At 63.6% G+C, this 17,874-nt stretch carries 19 protein-coding genes; 8 read left to right on the plus strand and 11 right to left on the minus strand.

Translation table 11 applies throughout. The annotated features are described in order from the left end of the window. The first annotated feature begins 309 nt into the window (after positions 1 to 309). Complete coding sequence (locus tag C7G42_RS11880) at positions 310 to 2,070, plus strand: ABC transporter ATP-binding protein/permease (protein WP_106949175.1); 1,761 nt, start codon at positions 310 to 312, stop codon at positions 2,068 to 2,070. 317 nt (positions 2,071 to 2,387) lie between these two features. On the opposite strand, the gene C7G42_RS11885 is transcribed toward C7G42_RS11880, so the two are convergent. From C7G42_RS11885 to C7G42_RS11905, 5 genes are all read right to left on the minus strand, one after another. Next, positions 2,388 to 3,422, minus strand: coding sequence for a TorF family putative porin (locus tag C7G42_RS11885; RefSeq protein WP_106949690.1), 1,035 nt, complete (start codon positions 3,420 to 3,422; stop codon positions 2,388 to 2,390). Positions 3,423 to 3,700: 278 nt separating this feature from the next. Beyond that, positions 3,701 to 4,270, minus strand: a complete 570-nt coding sequence (locus tag C7G42_RS11890) for a hypothetical protein (RefSeq protein ID WP_199580854.1) — start codon at positions 4,268 to 4,270, stop codon at positions 3,701 to 3,703. Continuing rightward, complete coding sequence (gene glcF, locus C7G42_RS11895) at positions 4,267 to 5,589, minus strand: glycolate oxidase subunit GlcF (RefSeq protein ID WP_106949177.1); 1,323 nt, start codon at positions 5,587 to 5,589, stop codon at positions 4,267 to 4,269. The genes C7G42_RS11890 and glcF overlap by 4 nt, the downstream gene beginning before the upstream one ends. Then, positions 5,586 to 6,824 carry an FAD-binding protein gene (locus C7G42_RS11900; RefSeq protein WP_106949691.1) on the minus strand — a complete coding sequence of 413 codons (1,239 nt, stop codon included), beginning with the start codon at positions 6,822 to 6,824 and terminating at the stop codon, positions 5,586 to 5,588. Before C7G42_RS11900 ends, glcF begins: the two co-directional genes overlap by 4 nt. Before the next feature lie 72 nt (positions 6,825 to 6,896). Beyond that, on the minus strand, positions 6,897 to 8,390 hold the full coding sequence (locus C7G42_RS11905; protein ID WP_106949178.1) for an FAD-linked oxidase C-terminal domain-containing protein: 1,494 nt from the start codon (positions 8,388 to 8,390) through the stop codon (positions 6,897 to 6,899). Positions 8,391 to 8,669: 279 nt separating this feature from the next. Here C7G42_RS11905 and cycA point away from each other — a divergent pair, with 279 nt between their 5' ends. After that, the gene (gene cycA / locus C7G42_RS11910) at positions 8,670 to 9,065 is read left to right on the plus strand and encodes a cytochrome c-550 CycA (protein WP_106949179.1); all 396 of its coding nucleotides are present in this window, start codon (positions 8,670 to 8,672) and stop codon (positions 9,063 to 9,065) included. 929 nt (positions 9,066 to 9,994) lie between these two features. Here cycA and C7G42_RS11920 read toward each other — a convergent pair. After that, positions 9,995 to 10,951 (minus strand): alpha/beta fold hydrolase, encoded by a 957-nt coding sequence (locus C7G42_RS11920; protein WP_199580855.1) that lies wholly within the window; start codon positions 10,949 to 10,951, stop codon positions 9,995 to 9,997. Between the two features lie 344 nt (positions 10,952 to 11,295). Here C7G42_RS11920 and C7G42_RS11925 point away from each other — a divergent pair, with 344 nt between their 5' ends. Next, on the plus strand, positions 11,296 to 11,478 hold the full coding sequence (locus tag C7G42_RS11925; protein ID WP_106949182.1) for a hypothetical protein: 183 nt from the start codon (positions 11,296 to 11,298) through the stop codon (positions 11,476 to 11,478). Positions 11,479 to 11,487: 9 nt separating this feature from the next. On the opposite strand, the gene C7G42_RS11930 is transcribed toward C7G42_RS11925, so the two are convergent. The 3 genes from C7G42_RS11930 to ykgO all read right to left on the minus strand — a co-directional run bounded on the left by C7G42_RS11930 (position 11,488) and on the right by ykgO (position 12,757). After that, entirely contained in the window at positions 11,488 to 11,748 is a 261-nt protein-coding gene (locus tag C7G42_RS11930; RefSeq protein ID WP_106949692.1) for a hypothetical protein, read from the minus strand. A gap of 125 nt (positions 11,749 to 11,873) precedes the next feature. Further along, on the minus strand, positions 11,874 to 12,512 hold the full coding sequence (locus tag C7G42_RS11935) for a tetratricopeptide repeat protein (protein WP_106949183.1): 639 nt from the start codon (positions 12,510 to 12,512) through the stop codon (positions 11,874 to 11,876). A gap of 119 nt (positions 12,513 to 12,631) precedes the next feature. Further along, on the minus strand, positions 12,632 to 12,757 hold the full coding sequence (ykgO, locus tag C7G42_RS11940) for a type B 50S ribosomal protein L36 (RefSeq protein WP_006611362.1): 126 nt from the start codon (positions 12,755 to 12,757) through the stop codon (positions 12,632 to 12,634). Between the two features lie 310 nt (positions 12,758 to 13,067). Between ykgO and C7G42_RS11945 the strand changes: the two genes are divergently transcribed. After that, positions 13,068 to 13,952 (plus strand): amidohydrolase family protein, encoded by an 885-nt coding sequence (locus C7G42_RS11945; RefSeq protein ID WP_097657474.1) that lies wholly within the window; start codon positions 13,068 to 13,070, stop codon positions 13,950 to 13,952. Between the two features lie 69 nt (positions 13,953 to 14,021). Here the strand turns inward: C7G42_RS11945 and C7G42_RS11950 are convergent, their stop codons facing one another. Beyond that, positions 14,022 to 14,756: an SDR family NAD(P)-dependent oxidoreductase gene (locus C7G42_RS11950; RefSeq protein WP_106949693.1), complete on the minus strand. Its 735-nt coding sequence runs from the start codon at positions 14,754 to 14,756 to the stop codon at positions 14,022 to 14,024. A gap of 148 nt (positions 14,757 to 14,904) precedes the next feature. Here C7G42_RS11950 and C7G42_RS11955 point away from each other — a divergent pair, with 148 nt between their 5' ends. Genes C7G42_RS11955 through C7G42_RS11970 form a run of 4 tightly spaced genes read left to right on the plus strand, consistent with a single transcriptional unit; the run spans position 14,905 to position 17,413 of the window. Next, complete coding sequence (locus tag C7G42_RS11955) at positions 14,905 to 15,276, plus strand: winged helix-turn-helix transcriptional regulator (protein ID WP_199580910.1); 372 nt, start codon at positions 14,905 to 14,907, stop codon at positions 15,274 to 15,276. Between the two features lie 16 nt (positions 15,277 to 15,292). Beyond that, positions 15,293 to 16,024 carry a haloacid dehalogenase type II gene (locus C7G42_RS11960; RefSeq protein ID WP_106949184.1) on the plus strand — a complete coding sequence of 244 codons (732 nt, stop codon included), beginning with the start codon at positions 15,293 to 15,295 and terminating at the stop codon, positions 16,022 to 16,024. A gap of 40 nt (positions 16,025 to 16,064) precedes the next feature. After that, complete coding sequence (locus C7G42_RS11965) at positions 16,065 to 16,532, plus strand: YbaK/EbsC family protein (protein WP_106949185.1); 468 nt, start codon at positions 16,065 to 16,067, stop codon at positions 16,530 to 16,532. Positions 16,533 to 16,591: 59 nt separating this feature from the next. After that, complete coding sequence (locus C7G42_RS11970; RefSeq protein ID WP_106949695.1) at positions 16,592 to 17,413, plus strand: adenylate/guanylate cyclase domain-containing protein; 822 nt, start codon at positions 16,592 to 16,594, stop codon at positions 17,411 to 17,413. A gap of 69 nt (positions 17,414 to 17,482) precedes the next feature. On the opposite strand, the gene C7G42_RS11975 is transcribed toward C7G42_RS11970, so the two are convergent. Beyond that, positions 17,483 to 17,836, minus strand: a complete 354-nt coding sequence (locus C7G42_RS11975; protein ID WP_106949696.1) for a hypothetical protein — start codon at positions 17,834 to 17,836, stop codon at positions 17,483 to 17,485. Positions 17,837 to 17,874 lie beyond the last annotated feature (38 nt).

Consider the following 17,874-nt stretch of genomic DNA (forward strand, 5'->3'; position numbering starts at 1 on the left):
CTTCCTCCCCCACGCATGTTTGTGGCAGACGGCCCGCGTGGAGAGCCGAGCTGCTTGACGCTGGAACGATAACCCCCGAGCTGGACGCGAATTTCTCGCGAATGCGGCGGTTCCCGTCCTGCTCACAAGCTCGCGAAATCGCAGAGCACCCCACCCCGCGCCGTCGAACCCCATGCTAGGGTTGCGGGGTGCGACAAGACAACGCAAATTGCAGCACTTGCGACTTTAGTCTAAGCGCGCCCATTTCCGCCATTGCCTCAAACCCTTGGCACAGGGCATTTGTGCACCCCCCTCAGGAGACAGAGCTCTGTGAAGAACATCAGCGCCACGCTCGCGATCGTCTGGCGAATCGCGATCCCCTATTTCCGGTCGGAGGACAAATGGGTCGGCCGCGGCCTGCTCGCCGTCGTCGTCGCGATGGAGCTGGTGCTGGTCGCGATCAACGTGCTCCTCAATCAGTGGCAAAACCGGTTCTACAGCGCCCTGCAGGCCTATGATCTGCCGGAATTCGTCAAGGAGGTCTGGATCTTCCTCGGCCTTGCCTTCACCTTCGTCGCACTGGCCGTCTACAAGCTCTACTTGAACCAGTGGCTCCAGATCCGCTGGCGGCAATGGCTGACGCAACACTATCTCGGCGAATGGCTCGACGGCGCCACGCATTACCGCATGCAGCTCAAGGGCGACGCCGCCGACAATCCGGACCAGCGTATCACCGAAGACGTCAAGAATTTCGTCGAACAGACGCTGACCATCGGCCTTGGCCTGTTGTCGTCGATCGTGACGCTGGCCTCGTTCGTCGTCATCCTCTGGGGCCTGTCCTACAAGGCACCTTTGTACATTTACGGCACCGATATCCTCGTCCCCGGTTTTCTGGTCTGGTGCGCACTGGCCTACGCGATCGTCGGTACGGCGCTGACGCACTGGATCGGCGCCCCGCTCATCAATCTGAATTTCGAGCAGCAACGCTTTGAAGCCGACTTCCGCTTCAACCTGATCCGCGTGCGCGAAAATTCCGAGCAGATCGCCCTGTTGAAAGGCGAGCACGCGGAACGGGGGCGTCTCCTGCACCGCTTCGGCTTCGTCATCGGCAATTGGTACGCGATCATGAGCCGGACCAAGCGCTTGACCGCGTTCACGGCAAGCTACGGCCAGGCTGCGACGATCTTCCCCTATGTGGTGGTGGCGCCGGCCTATTTCGCCAAGCGCATCCAGCTCGGCGACATGATGCAGACCGGCTCGGCGTTCGGCAGCGTGCAGGACGCGCTGTCCTTCTTCGTCACCGCCTATCGCTCGCTCGCAGAGTGGCGCGCGGTGATCGCCCGTCTCGATGGCTTCGAGATGTCGGTCGCCTCCGCCGCCTCCGGCACAGCGCTCGAACCGAGCATCGACGTCGCGCCGTCGAACGGCAAGGCCATCACGCTCGAGCAGTTGCTCGTGAAGCTGCCGAACGGCGCTCCCCTGGTCACAGCCGATGCCTTCACGATCCAGCCGTCGGAGCGGGTGCTGGTGACCGGCCCGTCGGGCTCGGGCAAGTCGACACTGTTCCGGGCCATTGCCGGCGTCTGGCCGTTCGGCACCGGCACGATCGCGATCCCGGAGACGGCAAAGCTGATGATGCTGCCGCAGCGGCCGTATTTCCCGATCGGCCCGCTCGGCGACGCCGTCATCTACCCGGCCGAGCACGGCTCCATCCCGCCCGAGAAGATCCGCGACGCGCTGATTGCCGTCGGCATGCCGCGGCTGGCGGCCCGGCTCGACGAGGACGGTCACTGGAACCGGACATTGTCGCTTGGCGAGCAGCAACGCCTGGGGCTTGCCCGTGCGCTGCTGCACGTGCCGGACTATCTCTTCCTCGACGAGGCGACTGCCTCGCTGGACGAGCCGTCCGAGGACCGGCTCTATCGGCTGCTGACGGAGAAGCTGCCTCAGGCCACCATCGTCTCGATCGGCCACCGCTCGACACTGGACGCCTTCCACACCCGCAAGGTGGCCCTGGTGGCGGACGGCGAAATCCACGCCCTCGGCAAAGCCGGCGAGCCGGCCGGGGCGGAGCCGACCACGGCGCGCTGAGGCTAGCCGGGGACGTCATTGCCGGCGAGCATCTCAGCTCTCTTGCCCCGGACGCTCGGCAGCGCTCCTTCAGCGGTGCGCTGCAGAGCCGGGGTCCATTCCGTCGATGGAAATCGATGTTGTTGAACTGGGTCCCGGTTCTGCACAGCAGCGCTGACGCGCCGCAGCGCGCCCGGGACACGAGAGTTGAGCGCGCGCTGCAGCCTGCCATCCCACAATTTGGGTCTCGGCCTCGCATTGCGCTGGTCACCCGGCACCAAAGTAAAAGGGGCGGCAGATTGCTCTGCCGCCCCCAAACAAGTCGTTCCGCGAGGAACTTACTTCAGGTTGGTCATAGCGGTCAGGTCGACCGACAGCTTGGCGACGCCAGCAGCGCTGCACCAGTTGGAGCCGAATGCAGTGGCCGCATTCGCACCGCCATTGATCGGCGTCACGAAGCCAGGGCTGGAGTTGGTGGCCGAGAAGTCGCTGGTGAAGGCATTGCAATTGCCCTTCGACAGATCCGTGTCGTAGTAGCGCAGGTCGAGGGTAAACACCTTGTAGGTGAAGCCGACACCGAGATTCCAGGTGTTGTAGCTCGGCTCCTTGATGCCGTTGGAATACAGGGGGTCACCCGCAATGCCGTAGAAGATGTCGGACGTGCCGAGCCACTGCCGGCCGAACTCACCCGATACGTACATGCCGATGCCGCTGGCACCGAACGTCGTGCTCGGCGCGGTCCACTTGGTGGTGATCGAGGCGTAGTTGCCCCAGGCGCCGATGTTGAGGAAGTTCGGCGAGTAATATTCGTTGAAGCCGACGACCCACTGGTCGTTCACGTTGATGGCCAACTTGGCATACACTTCGTAGAAGCTAGCGTCTTTCTTGGCGAAGTTGCCATTGATCGGAAGGCCGATCGCGCCTTGGGAGTTGTCGAGGCTCGTGCCGCAATTGCCCTGAGCGAGGGTGCCCTGCGAACCGAAGCAGCTTCCACCCGGATACAGGTAGCCCCAGATACCGAAGTCGAAGGCGAACATGCCGAAGGTCGGGCGGATACCGCCGTAGATGTCGACCTCAGCCGCGGCGCGGTTCGGGAAGGAGATGCTCGACGCGGACGTACCGACGTAGAGCTGGAGGTCCTTGTTGACGTTGTAGCGCGGCTCGAAATAGGCCGAGACCGACGGATTATGGTTCGACTGGGTGATACCGCGGAAGATGTAGTCGTTGGTGATACCGGCGCCGAAGGCGATATCCCAGGGGTCGAAGGCGGGCGGCGGCGGGGCCTTCAGTGCTTTGACTCGCATATCTGCCGCGAAAGCCGAACCCGTCGTCACCATTGCCAGCGCCGTTGCCAACAAAGCCAGTTTTTTCATTTCGATCCCCATCGCCAGTTCTTACCCAGTCGGATCCCGGAAGCCCCCCGGGGCAAACGACCTGTCTGCAAAATTGCGTTACCGCGACAATCTGGATTGAGGGGCGGTAACCGTGAAGCAAAAATCACGGGCATCTGCCGACTTTTTAGGCGTTTTGACGATTCCACGAAAGGTTGTCGGGCTGTGTGTCTTCTCGACCACATTATTTGCATTCCAAAGTGCGCGAAGAGACCGGGCAAGTACGGGAAGGCAGATAAGCGTGGCAGCCAAGCTACGAATCAGACGGCTTTCGGAGGTCCTGCGGCGATGCAGAAAGGCCGCAGCGTCACCGCAGCGGCCTTCCCTGTTGGCGATCGCGCTCGCTGGATGGGACCTAGCTTTGCCCCTCGGCGGGTGCGGCTTCCGCAGAAGACGAAGGCATCGCCCAGCTCGTCTCGGCGGCCGGCGCGGGAGCCGGAGTTGCCGCCGGCGCTGACGGCTTCGGCGCGGGAGCTGCCTTCGCCTTCTTCGGTGCCGCTTTCTTCGCGGCCTTCTTCGGTGCAGCCGACTTGGCCGCCTTCTTCACAGCCTTCTTCACAGCCTTCTTGGCGGCCTTCTTCGGCGCGGCCTTCTTCGAAGCTTTCTTGACAGATTTCTTGGTAGATTTTTTGGCAGATTTCTTCGCGGACTTCTTGGCTGCCTTCTTCGCGGATTTCTTTGCCGCTACAGCCTTCTTCGCCTTTTTGGCCGTCTTGCTTTTTTTCTTCTTCGCTTTCGCCATCGTGGTCCTCCTGTTGTCGACGAACAATGGTCGATCGGGCGTCGTTCCAGCGCCGCCTCCGGACGAAAGCTCGGGCTTGAAAGCTCAAACTTGCGCGTTCAATGCCGGTCGCGACCCGCCCGTAGCCCAATCGAGAAGCTCAATCGTGTGTACGACCGGAACTGACGTGCCACTGGCAATCTGCACCATGCAGCCGATATTGCCCGCGGCAATCATGTCCGGCTTGACGCTCGCGATGTTGGCGACCTTGCGATCGCGCAACCGGCCCGCAAGCTCGGGCTGGAGAATGTTGTAGGTCCCCGCCGAACCGCAACACAAATGGCTCTCCGGCACATCTTTCACCACGAATCCATTCTTGGAAAGCAATTCTTTCGGAAGCGTCGTGATTTTCTGCCCGTGCTGCAACGAACACGCTGAGTGATAGGCGACGACGATGTTGTCCTGTCGCGCAGTCGGCTCGAGTCCGAGGCCGGCGATGTATTCGGTGATGTCCTTGGCGAGCGCGGACACTTTCGCCGCGTCGGCGGCAAACGCCTTGTCCTCACGCAGCAGATAGCCGTAGTCCTTGATCACGGTGCCGCAACCCGAGGTCGTCACCAGGATCGCGTCGAGCCCCTCGCCGGCCGCTTCCCTTTGCCAGGCCGTGATGTTGGCGCGCGCCCGCGCCAATGCATCCTGATCGTTGCCGAGGTGATGGGTCAGCGCGCCGCAGCACTGCTCGTCCCGGACCAGGACGACCTCGATGCCGTGGCGGGTGAGGAGACTGATGGCGGCCTGGTTGATGCGCGGCGCCAGCACCTGCTGGGCGCAGCCTTGCAGCAGCGCGACCCGGCCGCGCTTCTTGCCGAGCGCCGCGAACACGCTACCCGGCAGCGCACCCCGCGGCGGCAGCCGGTTGGGCGCCAGCGCCAGCATCGCCTTGAGACGCTGGATCAGGCCGGGTGTCGCCGAGGGCCGCGGCGTCGGCAGCAACACGGCAAGCGGACGGGCGAGCCGCGCCAGCACCATGCTGATGCGAAAACGCTGTGGATCCGGCAGGACGAAGGCCAGCACCTGACGCAGCAGCCGCTCGGTCAGCGGCCGCTGATAGCGCTCTTCGATCCTGACCCGGGCCTGGTCGACGAGGTGCATGTAGTTCACCCCTGAGGGGCAGGTCGTCATGCAGGCCAGGCACGACAGGCAACGGTCGACATGCTTGACCACTTCGGCCGTCGGCGCCTGGTCCTTCTCCAGCATCTCCTTGATCAGATAGATCCGGCCGCGCGGGCTATCGAGCTCGTCGCCGAGCAGCACATAGGTCGGACAGGTCGCGGTGCAGAAGCCGCAATGGACGCAGGCGCGCAGGATCTTGTCGGCTTCCGCGATGTCGGGGTCGGCGAGCTGGGCGAGTGAGAATTCGGTCTTCATGCCACAGCGCCTCGGCTCAAGCGGCCCCGGTTGAGAACGGCCTTTGGATCGAAACTGGCGCGCACCCGCTCGCTCAAGGCGGCGACGCCTGATGCCTGCGGATGGAAGACGTCGACATTGCGCCTGACGTCCTCGGCCGCCCGGATCAGCGTGGCGTGGCCGCCGACGGCATTGGCACGCATCCGCACCGCCGGTGCATGCGCGTCGTCCTTTGGCGGCAGAGCCGCCCAGATCAGCCCGCCGCCCCAATCGTAGATCACGTCGCCTCCCGTCTCCTGCGCCAAAAGCGTGCCGAGCGCCGCGCCTGATGCCGGCGGGCAGACGATCCGCCAGACCGGCCGGGCGCCGAGCGCGCCGCCGGCCGCGAATGGCAGCACGTCGCGGATGGTTGCCCACAGCGCGGCCGATGCTGCGTCTTCGATGAAGGTCGCCGCTCCGAACGGCGCCAGCAATTCCCGCAGCGAGTTGGCGCGGTGGGCGGCCGAGGCCGTGATGCCTTCGAGCCGCAGCACGGTCAGCGCCTCGCTTTGGCCTGCGAGATCGCCGAGTCCGTCGGTCCCGGCCCGGACCGCCTGATACGGCAGGTGAGCCGCACCGGAAACGTCGAAGGGCGAGCCGAGCGCCGCGGTCATCGCCTTGTTGGCGGCGGCATCATCCAACCCGCGCAGCAGCAGCGTTCGCTCGGCCTCGGGCTTCGGCATCACCTTCAGCGTGACCTCGGTCATGACGGACAGCGTGCCCCAGGATCCCGCGAGCAGCTTGCAGAGGTCGTAGCCGGTGACGTTCTTCACCACCTTGCCGCCGGTCTTGAAACTGTCGCCGAAGCCGGAGACGGCATGCGCCCCAAGCAGGTGGTCGCGCGCCCCGCCTGCCCTGATGCGGCGCGGACCTGCAAGCCCGGCTGCGATCATGCCGCCGATGGTTCCGAGCGCCGGCGTGCCGAGCAGCGGCGCCGTATTCATCGGCTCGAAGGCAAATTGCTGGTTCTTGGCATCGATCAGCGACAGCACGTCGGCCACCGGCGCGCCGGCCTGGAGCGTGACGATCAGCTCGTTGGGCTCATAGGCGGTGACGGCATTGAGCGCAGAGAGGTCAAGCACGGCATTGGTCGCCATCGCGTGCCCGATGCCGCGCTTTGAGCCGTGACCGATGATCTCGAGCGGCTGCTCATTGGCAATCGCCGCGCGCACCACCTCTTCGACGTCTTTGGCGTCTCTGACTTTAAGCGTATCCACGACTGAGCCGGTATCCAAGTTGAGAGCGGAAAGCAAATTTGGGGCGTTGCGGCGAAGGCGCAGCGACCGACGCTAGAACCGTGGCAAATCCGGGAATGCCAGCTTGCCGGCATGCACATGCATGCGGCCGAGCTCGGCGCAGCGGTGCAGGGTCGGAAACACCTTTCCGGGATTGAGCAGGCCCTGCGAATCGAAGGCGCATTTCAGCCGCTGCTGCTGGTTGAGGTCTACTTCCGAAAACATCTCCGGCATCAGGTCGCGCTTCTCGATGCCGACGCCGTGCTCGCCGGTGAGCACGCCGCCGAACTCGACACAGGCGCGCAGGATGTCGGCGCCGAAGGCTTCCGCACGCTCGATCTCGCCGGGCTTGTTGGCATCGTAGAGGATGAGGGGGTGCAGATTGCCGTCGCCGGCGTGGAACACGTTGGCGCAGCCGAGCTGGTATTTTTCGCCGAGCTCGCGGATGCGCGCCAGCGCCTTCGGCAGCGCGCCACGGGGAATGGTGCCGTCCATGCAGAGATAGTCGGGCGAGATACGCCCGACCGCGGGGAACGCGGCCTTGCGGCCGGCCCAGAACAGATTGCGTTCGGCCTCCGAGGTCGAGATCTGGCAGGTGGTCGAGCCGCAGCCGTTCGCAATGGTCTCGACGCGCGTGATCAGCTCGTCGACCTCGATCTTGGGGCCATCGAGCTCGATGATGAGCAGCGCCTCGACATCGAGCGGATAGCCGGCATGGACGAAGGCTTCGGCGGCGTGGATCGCAGGCTTGTCCATCATCTCCATGCCGCCGGGGATGATGCCGGCGCCGATGATCCGCGCCACGCATTCGCCGGCGGCCTCGACCTCGGCGAAGCCGACCATCAGCGCGCGCGCCGTCTCCGGCTTCTGCAGGATGCGCACCGTGATCTCGGTGATGACGCCGAGCAGGCCTTCGGAGCCGGTGATGACGCCCATCAAATCGTAGCCGGCGTTCTCGCATCCCTTGCCGCCGATGCGCAGGATCTCGCCGCTCATCAGCACGATCTCGCATCCGAGCACGTTGTTGGTGGTCATGCCGTATTTGAGGCAGTGCACGCCGCCCGAATTCTCCGCGACATTGCCGCCGATCGAGCAGGCGATCTGCGAGGACGGGTCCGGCGCGTAGTAGAAGCCGGCATGCGCGACCGCCTGGCTGATGGCGAGATTGGTGACCCCGGGCTCGGTGACGACGACGCGGTTGTCGAAGTCGATCTCGCGGATGCGCTTGAACTTGCCGAGCCCGAGCAGCACGCCGTCCTCGAGCGGCAGCGCGCCGCCGGACAGCGAAGTTCCGGAGCCGCGCGGCACAACCTTGATGTTCTGCCCTGCACAATATTTCAGGATCAGCGAGATCTGCTCAGTCGTTTCGGGCAGTACCACGACCATCGGCGGCTGCCGATACGCCGTCAGCCCGTCGGACTCATAGGCGCGCATCTCGGCAGGCGTATCGATCACGCCCTCGCCGGGCACGATCGCGCGCAATGCAGCAACGATCTCGGCGCGGCGCGCGAGCACAGCCTGGTCGCTCGCAGGCATCATGATGGCCATATCAGATCCTTCATGGCATATTTTTCCGGCTCACGCCGCACGATCAATTTGTCTCGGCAAATCAATCACGTCCGCAGGGGTTTGGGTAGGCCATCCGAAAGTCGAATCGACCATCTTCCGCCAGTTCGCTCTGGGACAAGTCGGAAATGATGAAACCTGTCATGGTTTGGTGGCTTGTCCAAGCCGAGCAGGCCTGCCAAAACCGGCAGGTCGGGCGATTGCCGATCCGGCAAGAGACTGACAGCCCAGACCCACCAGGGAAGAGACGAAGAGCACCCGATGAAAAAACTGATTTTTGGCGCACTGACGATCCTCACCGCGATTGCCACCGCACCCGCCGCGATGGCGCAGGATGTCGCGGCCGGCAAGACATCGTTCAACAAATGCCTGGCCTGCCACGCGATCGGCGAAGGCGCCAAGAACAAGGTCGGCCCCGAGCTCAACGGCCTCAACGGCCGCAAGTCGGGCACGGTCGAGGGCTATAGCTACTCGGACGCGAACAAGAATTCCGGCATTACCTGGGACGAGGCCGTGTTCAAGGAATACATCAAGGACCCCAAGGCCAAGATCCCCGGCACCAAGATGGCGTTCGCCGGCATCAAGAACGAGACCGAGATCAACAATCTCTGGGCCTATGTGTCGCAGTTCGACAAGGACGGGAAGATCAAGCAGTAAGCACGTAGCAGACAGTCGCTGCAGCTTCGGTTCCGATCGAGTCGGGATCGAAGCTGCGGCTTTGTTTTGACGCCCTCTCCCAGAGCATCATTGCAATGCTCCCGTGCACATCCCAGGGACGGTGCCGTAGGGTGGGCAAAGGCGCATAGCGCCGTGCCCACGATCTCCATTCATAAGCAACAAAGACGTGGGCACGCTGCGCTTTGCCCACCCTACGAGGAAGGCCGGGTGCCGGCTGGCACCCGCGGTCCGCTGCGCGAAATGCACACGCAGAAAGAACCGCACAGCAGCATACAGGTGTCGCCGATCACTCGGCCTTCCCTGCGCGATGGCTGGACGGCTTATGCCGTGATCTCCCGGGAGCCGACCATTCCTTCTGGTCTCCCTCGCCCCGCGAATTTGGATGATGCAGTCTGCCCGGTTGGGCTCGCTCGCATCTTCGCGAAAGACTTGACCGTAGCAACGACGGCCAGGACCACACGGTTTTGCCGTACGCACGGCCCGCCATGTCGCAGCAGTATTCCCGGGCCCCGTCGACAGAGCCGGAAACTTACAACGAGACGAAGCCTGACAGCGCCGTCGTCCGCACGAAGCCTCGGGCTCACAGGGACTACCCGCCCTGCCCGCACCTCTCGTGCCGACGCTGCCGCGTCCACCGCAAGCCCGGCTCGCGAACATGACGACTTCACGTCGCCCCTCTTGGTGAGCCGGGATGAGCGACACATACGCCGAAACCGAATTTCGGTAAAGTGGAATATTTTCGCGCGCGTGGATTGACACGCGGCGACACAGGCACGGTGCCGTAGCCCGGGTGAGCGGAGCGATACCCGGGAGCGGTGCGGCCGGCACGGAGGCCCCGGATGTCGCTTCCGCCGTCGCTCTTCGAGCTGTGGCGGACAAGTCGCTCCATCCGGGCTACAGAGAAACGTCTAATCCGCCGCCGCCTGCGCCGGGGCTATCTTCCCGATCATCGTCCCGATTTCCGTCTTCACGAGTTCCGGCACGGCGTTCTGCACCATGTGGCCGAGATCGGGCAGCACGATCAGCTTCGTATGCGGCACCATCGCCGCGAACGGGCGCGCGTGGATGTTGGTCTTCACCGTCTTGTCGGGCTCGCCGGCGATGATCGTGACCGGCGCCGTGATCTCGCCGTACCGCGCGACTTGTGCCGTCACCGCCTGCTTCAGCGTCACCAGATCATAGGCATTGGCGATGAACTCGCGCGGGCGCAGCAGCAGCGGCGTCGCGGAATCCTGCACGAATCCGTCCGGCATCATCTGCGGCAGGAACACGCTGCGCGCACCGGGCTCGGCCAGAAAGTAGCCGAGCGGCAGGGTGATGGTGTAGGCGAGTAGCGGACCGATCACCGGCATTGCGATGATCTCGTTGTAGCGGCCGACGCCGCCGCGCCAGGGATGGGTAACGGGGGCGAGCATGACGAGACCGGCGACGCGGCCGGGATGATCGAGCGCAATCCGCGCGCCGAGCGCACCACTCCAGGAATGCACGACAAAGACCGCGCGATCGATTCCGAGCTTGCCAAGCGCATCATTGATCATCCGCGCCTGGATCTGCGGCGTGGAATCCTGCCGCCGCGCGCGCGTGCTCCAGCCATGGCCGGGACGGTCGACCAGAATGACGCGATGGTCCTTGGCGAGGAGGTCGCCGAGCGGGCGCCGCATCGCTTCGAGATTGGAGCTCGCACCGTGCAGCATCACGATCGGCAATCCTGCATCGCGGGGGCCGATATCGACGACGTGAAGCGTCGCGCCGTCGACCTCGACCATCCCGCCCTGCGGCGGAAAGGCGCGTTGCACGGCGACGATTCCAGCCTGCGTGACCAGCGCCAGCAGAACCAGCGCCGTCACGACTGACATCACGATCATGGAGGGAATCCGGGAGATCCTGGGCACAGGGCAGTTACGGCTCTCGCGGGCAACAGTTTCGCTCCGCCGGCTTTCCGTGCGTCCACAAAAAAGGCTGGGGCTGTGGATATGTGCATAATTGCAGAACGCGAAAACTCAATGGAATCAACAACATTCCGGGCGGACACGCAAGCCTCGTAACAGCTTCATGCAGCCGTCATCGCGGCTTCCTTATAATCGCCACGGTCGGTTCCGCCATCTAGACGCGGGTGGGCGCCGATCCTCCTCGCAGACCCCTGGGCGGACCTCAGGGGATACGGGAAAGACCGGCAGGATTTGTCCTGACTTGAACCGGAGGATTTTCGATGAGCTTCAGATCGAACGACACTGCGATCGACGAGATCGTGGCGAACTGCAACGGCGATCTGCGCGGTGCCGTGCGGGCGCTGCTGCTGATCAACGAGCACCTGGAAACGGAGCTGGCAAAGGCTTACGCCGCAGCCATCGATCGCGGCCTGGTCGAACGCGGCGGCAACGCCCTGCATTGAACGGCTCGACTAGTTCGTGCCGTCCTCTTCCTTTTCCTCGTCCGGCGTGGGCGCGGGACAGGCGCGGATGGTCGAGCGGGCAAGCTTGGCATCGGCCCTTGATTTGTAGGGACCGTCGCCGAACCAGATATCGCCGATGATGACCGGATTGCTGGTCACGATGTTGCATTTTCCGGTGGCGCGGTTGCCGACCACCCAGAACAGTCCGTCGGCGAGGCTCACCGTCCCCGATGCCAGCAGCAACACACCTGCAAAGATCGAACGCTTCATGGCTTTTGCTCCTGCCATGCAGGTAGGCCTGCGGCGGCGCCGGCAATAGTGCTCACGATGCCGCGCTTCCGATCGTGGTTAATCCGAAGCGGCCGCGTTCACTCAAGACATGATCGAGTTCGAGGCTAAATATCCCGGCCTTCGACCTTCTCGGTCAGCGATTTGACCTGGTCGGGGATCTTTTCGAGGTGCGGGTTGACGGCGAGCGCCTTGCGATAGGCATCAAGCGCGCGCTTCTCGTCGCCGACCTCCTGCATGATCATGCCGAGGCCTGCGAGCGCGCCGAAATGGCGCGGCTCCCGGATCAGCACCTGCTGGATATCGGCGAGCGAACGGCCGTAATCGTTCTGCATGTAGTAGAGCGTGGCGCGCCGGTTCCAGGCCTCGATGTAGTCGGGCCGGAGCTTGATGACGGAATCCAGAAGCTTGATCGCGACATCGATCTTCTTGGCATCGACTGCGGTCTTCGCCCGCGACATCAGCAAGGACGCGGTGTCGCTCGGGGTTTGCAGCCAGATTGCCCAGATCCGCGCCTCGACATGCTTGGCGCTGGCTTCATCGGGCGCCGCCTTCAACGCGCCGAACAGGAAATCGAGATTCTTGGTGCGATCGACCTTGGGCAGCTTGGCCGGCGCTTCCGGGAGCTTCTTCTGCTTGCCGGGCGGCGTCGGAGGATCAGCCTGCGCCAGCGCCGGAGCGAGGCCGGCTGTTCCCAGCACGAGGGCCAGATACAAAGTGCGCGCGAAAAGGAATCTCACTGCCATGGTCAAAGTGTAAACGCGTAAAGCCGCCGTTGCAAAGCAAAGGCGGCGTCAAACTCGTGTGAGCAGTGGTCTTCGGGGGCGCGCGAAAGGCCCCCGGCAGGGATCAGCCGTGAAGCTGATCAGCCTTGGCGAGCCTTGAAGCGGCGCTGCACCTTGTTGATCACATAGACCCGGCCCTTGCGGCGGACCAGGCGGTTGGCGCGATGGCGACCGCGCAGCGACTTCAGGGAGTTACGGACCTTCATGGCAGAATCCTGAACGTTCGAAAGGCCGTGTTCGGCACTACCGTTTCGGCACGCGCGAATGTGGCAAAATGAGATTTTTCCCGCCGGCGGACGACCGCCCGGGACGGGGCGGTTCTTAAGGCATCGCGGGAGGGGATGTCAATGTTAACTGGCCCGTTCCAACCCGGCAAAATCTCGAAAACAACCCCATCCACCGGAGAAGCGGCCGGACCGGCCCGATTAATCGCCAAGGACATCGGGGTCTTTCGACACGCCTTGCCAAGTTCGTTATATCATATAATCAATTCGGCAACCCGTCGGGAGGAAACCCATGCCGAAGCTGAAGCTGCCAGATATCGACAAAGTCGTCGCCATCGACATCCACACCCATGCCGAGGAGCCCTGCGGCTGCCATCCCGACGACGGCTATGACGACTTCCAGGCGCAGATGGCGGAGTACTTCAAGTCGCCGAACAAGCATCCGCCGACCGTGCCGGAGACCGCGGCCTATTACCGCTCCAAGAACATCGCCGCGGTAATCTTCCCGGTCGATGCCGAGCGCGAGACCGGCTTCCGCCGCTACAACAATTACGAGATGATCGAGGCCGCCTCCGACCATCTCGACGTCCTCATCCCGTTCGTCTCGATCGACCCGCACAAGGGCAAGCTCGGCGCGCGCGAGGCGCGCAAGCTGATCGAGGAATACGGCGTGCGCGGTTTCAAATTCCATCCGACCATGCAGGGCTTCTACGCCAATGACCGCATGGCCTATCCGCTCTACGAAGAGATCAACAATGGCGGCGCGGTCGCGCTGTTCCACACCGGCCAAACCGGTGTCGGCTCGGGAATGCCGGGCGGCATGGGGATGCGGCTGAAATATTCCAACCCGATGTACATGGACGACGTCGCGGCCGATTTCCCCGACCTCAAGATCATCCTCGCCCACCCCTCCTTCCCCTGGCAGGAAGAGGCGCTGTCGGTCGCGACCCACAAGCCCAACGTCTATATCGACCTCTCCGGCTGGTCGCCGAAATACTTCCCGCCGATCTTGGTGCGCTACATCAACTCGATCCTGCAGGACAAGATGCTGTTCGGCTCGGACTGGCCGGTGATCACGCCCGACCGCTGGCTGTCTGACTTCGCCAAGATCGAGATCCGCGACGAAATCCGGCCGAAGGTGCTCAAGGCCAACGCGAGGAAGCTGCTGGGGATCTAGCAACAGCATCTTCGTCGACTTGGAGGGCTTCGATCTCGAAGACCGAAGCCCTCTTGTTCGCTCGGAGCCTCAGATCTGAGCGAGGCCGCCGTCGACGAAAACCTCGCTTCCGGTCATGAAGCTGCTGTCCGACGACGCCAGGAACGCGGCGACCGCGCCCGTCTCCGACGGGGCCGCCACGCGGCCGAGCGGCGTCGTGCTGCCGAGCGCATCGAAGGCTTCCTCGCCGACGATCTCCAGTGCAAGCTCGGTCTTGGTCGGCCCCGGCGACAGCACGTTGACGCGGATGCCGGTGCCGCGCAGGTCCTGCGCCCAGCTGCGCGCCAGATTGCGAACCGCGGCCTTGGTCGCGCTGTAGATGCTGAATTGCGGCGTCCCCATCACCCCAGTGCTCGACCCGGTCAGGATGATCGACGCGCCTTTCGTCATCAGCGGCAGCGCCTTTTGCACGGTGAAGACCAATCCCTTCACGTTGACGTCGAAGATGTGATCGTAGTGCTCGGGCGTGATCTCGCCGAGCGGCGCAAACAGCCCGGTGCCGGCATTGGCGAACAGAATGTCGAGCGCGCCTCGTTCTTTCTTCACCGTCTCATAGAGACGGTCGAGGTCGGCCAGATCCGTCACCGAGCCCCTGATGGCGCGCGCCGAAGATCCAAGCTTCGCCACGGCGGCGTCGAGTTGCTCCTGCCGCCGGCCGAAGATGTAGACGAACGCGCCTTCGTCGATGAAGCGCTTCGCCGCTCCAAATCCGATGCCGGTTCCGCCGCCCGTCACCACTGCCGTCTTGCCTTGTAGTCTGCTCATGATGTGCTCCTTCACTGAGGTTGCACTGAGCTGGCGGCGTACCCACCTATCGACAAGTATGCACCTTTTGGTAAGTACCCAAAAAATGTCAGACACGACCTTCCCGCCTGCACAGGCGCCAACACCGGTCCAGAGCTGCACGCCGACTTTGCCCGGCTTCACTTGCGGCCTGGATGCAACCTTGCGGGTCATCGCCGGCAAGTGGAAGCCGCTGATCCTTTACTTCGTCGCCCAGGACGGCCCGACCCGCTACGGCGAGCTTCGCCGCGCCATCCGCGACGTCAGCGACAAGGTGCTGATCCAGCAGTTGAAGGAGCTGGAGGCCGACGGGCTCGTGAAGCGGACCGACTACAAGGAGGTGCCGCCGCGGGTGGACTACAGCCTCACCCCGTTGGGCCATAGCCTGGCCCAGGCTCTGGTGCCGCTCTGCACGTGGGGCACGGAGCACATGGCGGAGGTCAGCCAGGTCTTCGCAGAGCGGGCGACCTGGACGCGGCGAGAACGTGAGCCGATTGTCTAGACTGGAAGGACAGCCGATGAGCATCAACGCCGTCGTCTTCGACGCCTACGGAACGCTCTATGACATCCAGTCGGTCGCCGACATCACAGAGGATGCGTTTCCGGGCTATGGCGAGATCATCACGCAGGTCTGGCGCATCAAGCAGCTCGAATACAGCTGGTTACGCTCGCTGATGGGACGATACCAGGACTTCGCAGCGGTCACGCGCGACTCGCTCACCTATACGCTGCGCATGTTGGGACTTGCTTACGAGAGCGAGGCATTCGAGCGCGTGATCGAGAAATATCTGCACCTCGAACTCTATCCGGATGCGATGAGCGCGCTTGCAGCCCTGAAGCCGCGAAAACTCGCCATCCTCTCCAACGGCAGCCCGGACATGCTGAATGCACTCGTGCGCAATTCCGGCCTCGATCGTCTGCTCGATGCCACCATCAGCGTCGATGCGAAGAAGATCTTCAAGCCGAGCCCGGCAGCGTATGAGCTGATCGGCGAGGAGCTCGGCACCGCGCCTGATGAGGTCCTGTTCGTCTCGTCAAATCCCTGGGACGCGGCGGGGGCAAAGTCGTTTGGACTGAATGTCGCCTGGATCGAGCGGGTAACGCCCGAAGCCATGGCGCTGGCTTGCGTCGAGAGCGAACTCGTGGCACCGCTGACCCTGTTTAAGGCGATCCGCACCCAGATGGACGAGCTCGGCTTTGCGCCGGACCACCGCGTCCGTTCGCTGTCCGAGCTGCCGGGGATCGCTTAGCATCGCCGCCGCCCGCAAGTTTGAAAATGAGCTGACTGGAATGAGCCTGGAATCCGTTCGCGCCTTTTTCGCCGAGAAAGCCCCCGACATCTCCGTCATCGAATCCGAGGTCAGCTCGGCCACAGTGCCGCTGGCCGCGGAAGCCTATGGCGTCGAGCCCGGAATGATCGCCAAGACGCTGAGCTTGCGCGTCGGCGATCGCGTCATCCTGATCGTCGCAGCCGGCACCTCGCGGATGGACAACAAGAAGGTCAAGGCGCAGTTCGGCGGCAAGCCGAAGATGCTGGGGCTGGAGGAGGTCGCCGACATCACCGGACACGAGGTCGGCGGCGTCTGCCCGTTCGGCCTGAAGTCGCCGCTGCCGATCTACTGCGACGTGTCGTTGAAGGCGTTCGAGGTGGTGGTCCCGGCCGCGGGCTCGACCCACAGCGCGGTGCGCATCACGCCGGAGCGGATGGCCGAGCTCACCGCCGCCGAATGGGTCGACGTCTGCGAGGTCCGGCCGTAAGGCGGCACCGCATACGATCTCTGGTGCATTTGCCGCTCAGGGAGGCTAGCATGGCGCCGATGACCGACGACAAGGTGAAACGACGACTGACCACCGTGCTGTGCGCCGACGTCTACGGCTATTCGCGTCTGATGGAAGCGGACGAGACCGGAACACTGGAGACGCTCCGCCGCTACCGCACGGCCATCGCGCGATTGGTCGAGCGCCATGACGGCCGCATCGTGAATACCTGGGGCGATGCCGTCATCGCCGAGTTCGCCAGCGTCGTCGAGGCGGTGCAATGCGCCGTCGAGATTCAGCAGGAAATCGCAAGTCAGGCGTCGAACGCGCCGCAGGCGAGCCCGATGCAATTTCGCATCGGCATCAACCTCGGGGACGTCATGGTGGACGGCTCCGACATCTATGGCGACGGGGTCAATATCGCTTCGCGGCTGCAAGAGCTCGCTGAGCCCGGCGGCGTCGTGATCTCGAGCTCCGTCTACGATCAGGTGCACAACAAACTGTCCGTTGGCTTCGACTGCCTCGGCCAGCGTCCGATGAAGAACATTGCTCCCTTGACCAGTTATCGGCTGACCCTGGGCGGCCAGACCGCGGTGCCGGGAAGCTTCCCGATCGAGGCGAGTGCAGAGCGATCGCGCGCTCCGCGGATGGACGACAGGCGCGAGCCGTCTTCGGCGCCGAATGTCGTCTCGGATTGGCTCGCAAAGCTGCCTCGCCCGCTAGCAGCGGCCCTCACGGTGTCGGCCTTCCTGATTCTGATCAATCTTTTCACAGGCAGTAAGATCTGGTTCCATTGGCCGGTCGCAGCCATTCTGTTCGGTGTCGTCCTGCGGATGGCGCTTGGACATCGACCTGAATCGGACAGCAGGACGGAGCGCTGAACGAGGCGCACGTCCGCATCGTTGCGCCTGGAGCTCCGCATATTTTCGGGATCAAGCGCTCATCGGAGCTTAATCGTTGTCATCGTCATAGGGACGCGGCTGCGCTTGCGGAGGCGGCAACGCATCGTCGTAGCGCGGCGGCGGTGCGGCGCGATTGCGTGGTACCTGCTGCTGCGGCGGCATCTGGTTGTTGGACTGGAACACGGCGCGGCAGCCGCTCGATAGCTGCGGCGTATTCTGCCGCAGGCAGGCGGTGATCCGGCCGACGTCCGGAATCTGATTGCTGCAAAGACGCCAGACGTCAGGCGTGCAGGCCATCTGCTGTTCCATGGTCCCGCGATATTCTTCGGCGAATGCTGCGCCCGGCGCCACCATGCCACCGATCGCGAGCACGACACCCAGCGCAATTCGCTCTGTTCGCATGTCCCGATCCTTCTCGATTCCCGTCTTCGATTTCTCTG

The sequence above is a fragment of the Bradyrhizobium sp. MOS003 genome (assembly GCF_003020125.1).
Taxonomy (GTDB): Bacteria; Pseudomonadota; Alphaproteobacteria; order Rhizobiales; family Xanthobacteraceae; genus Bradyrhizobium.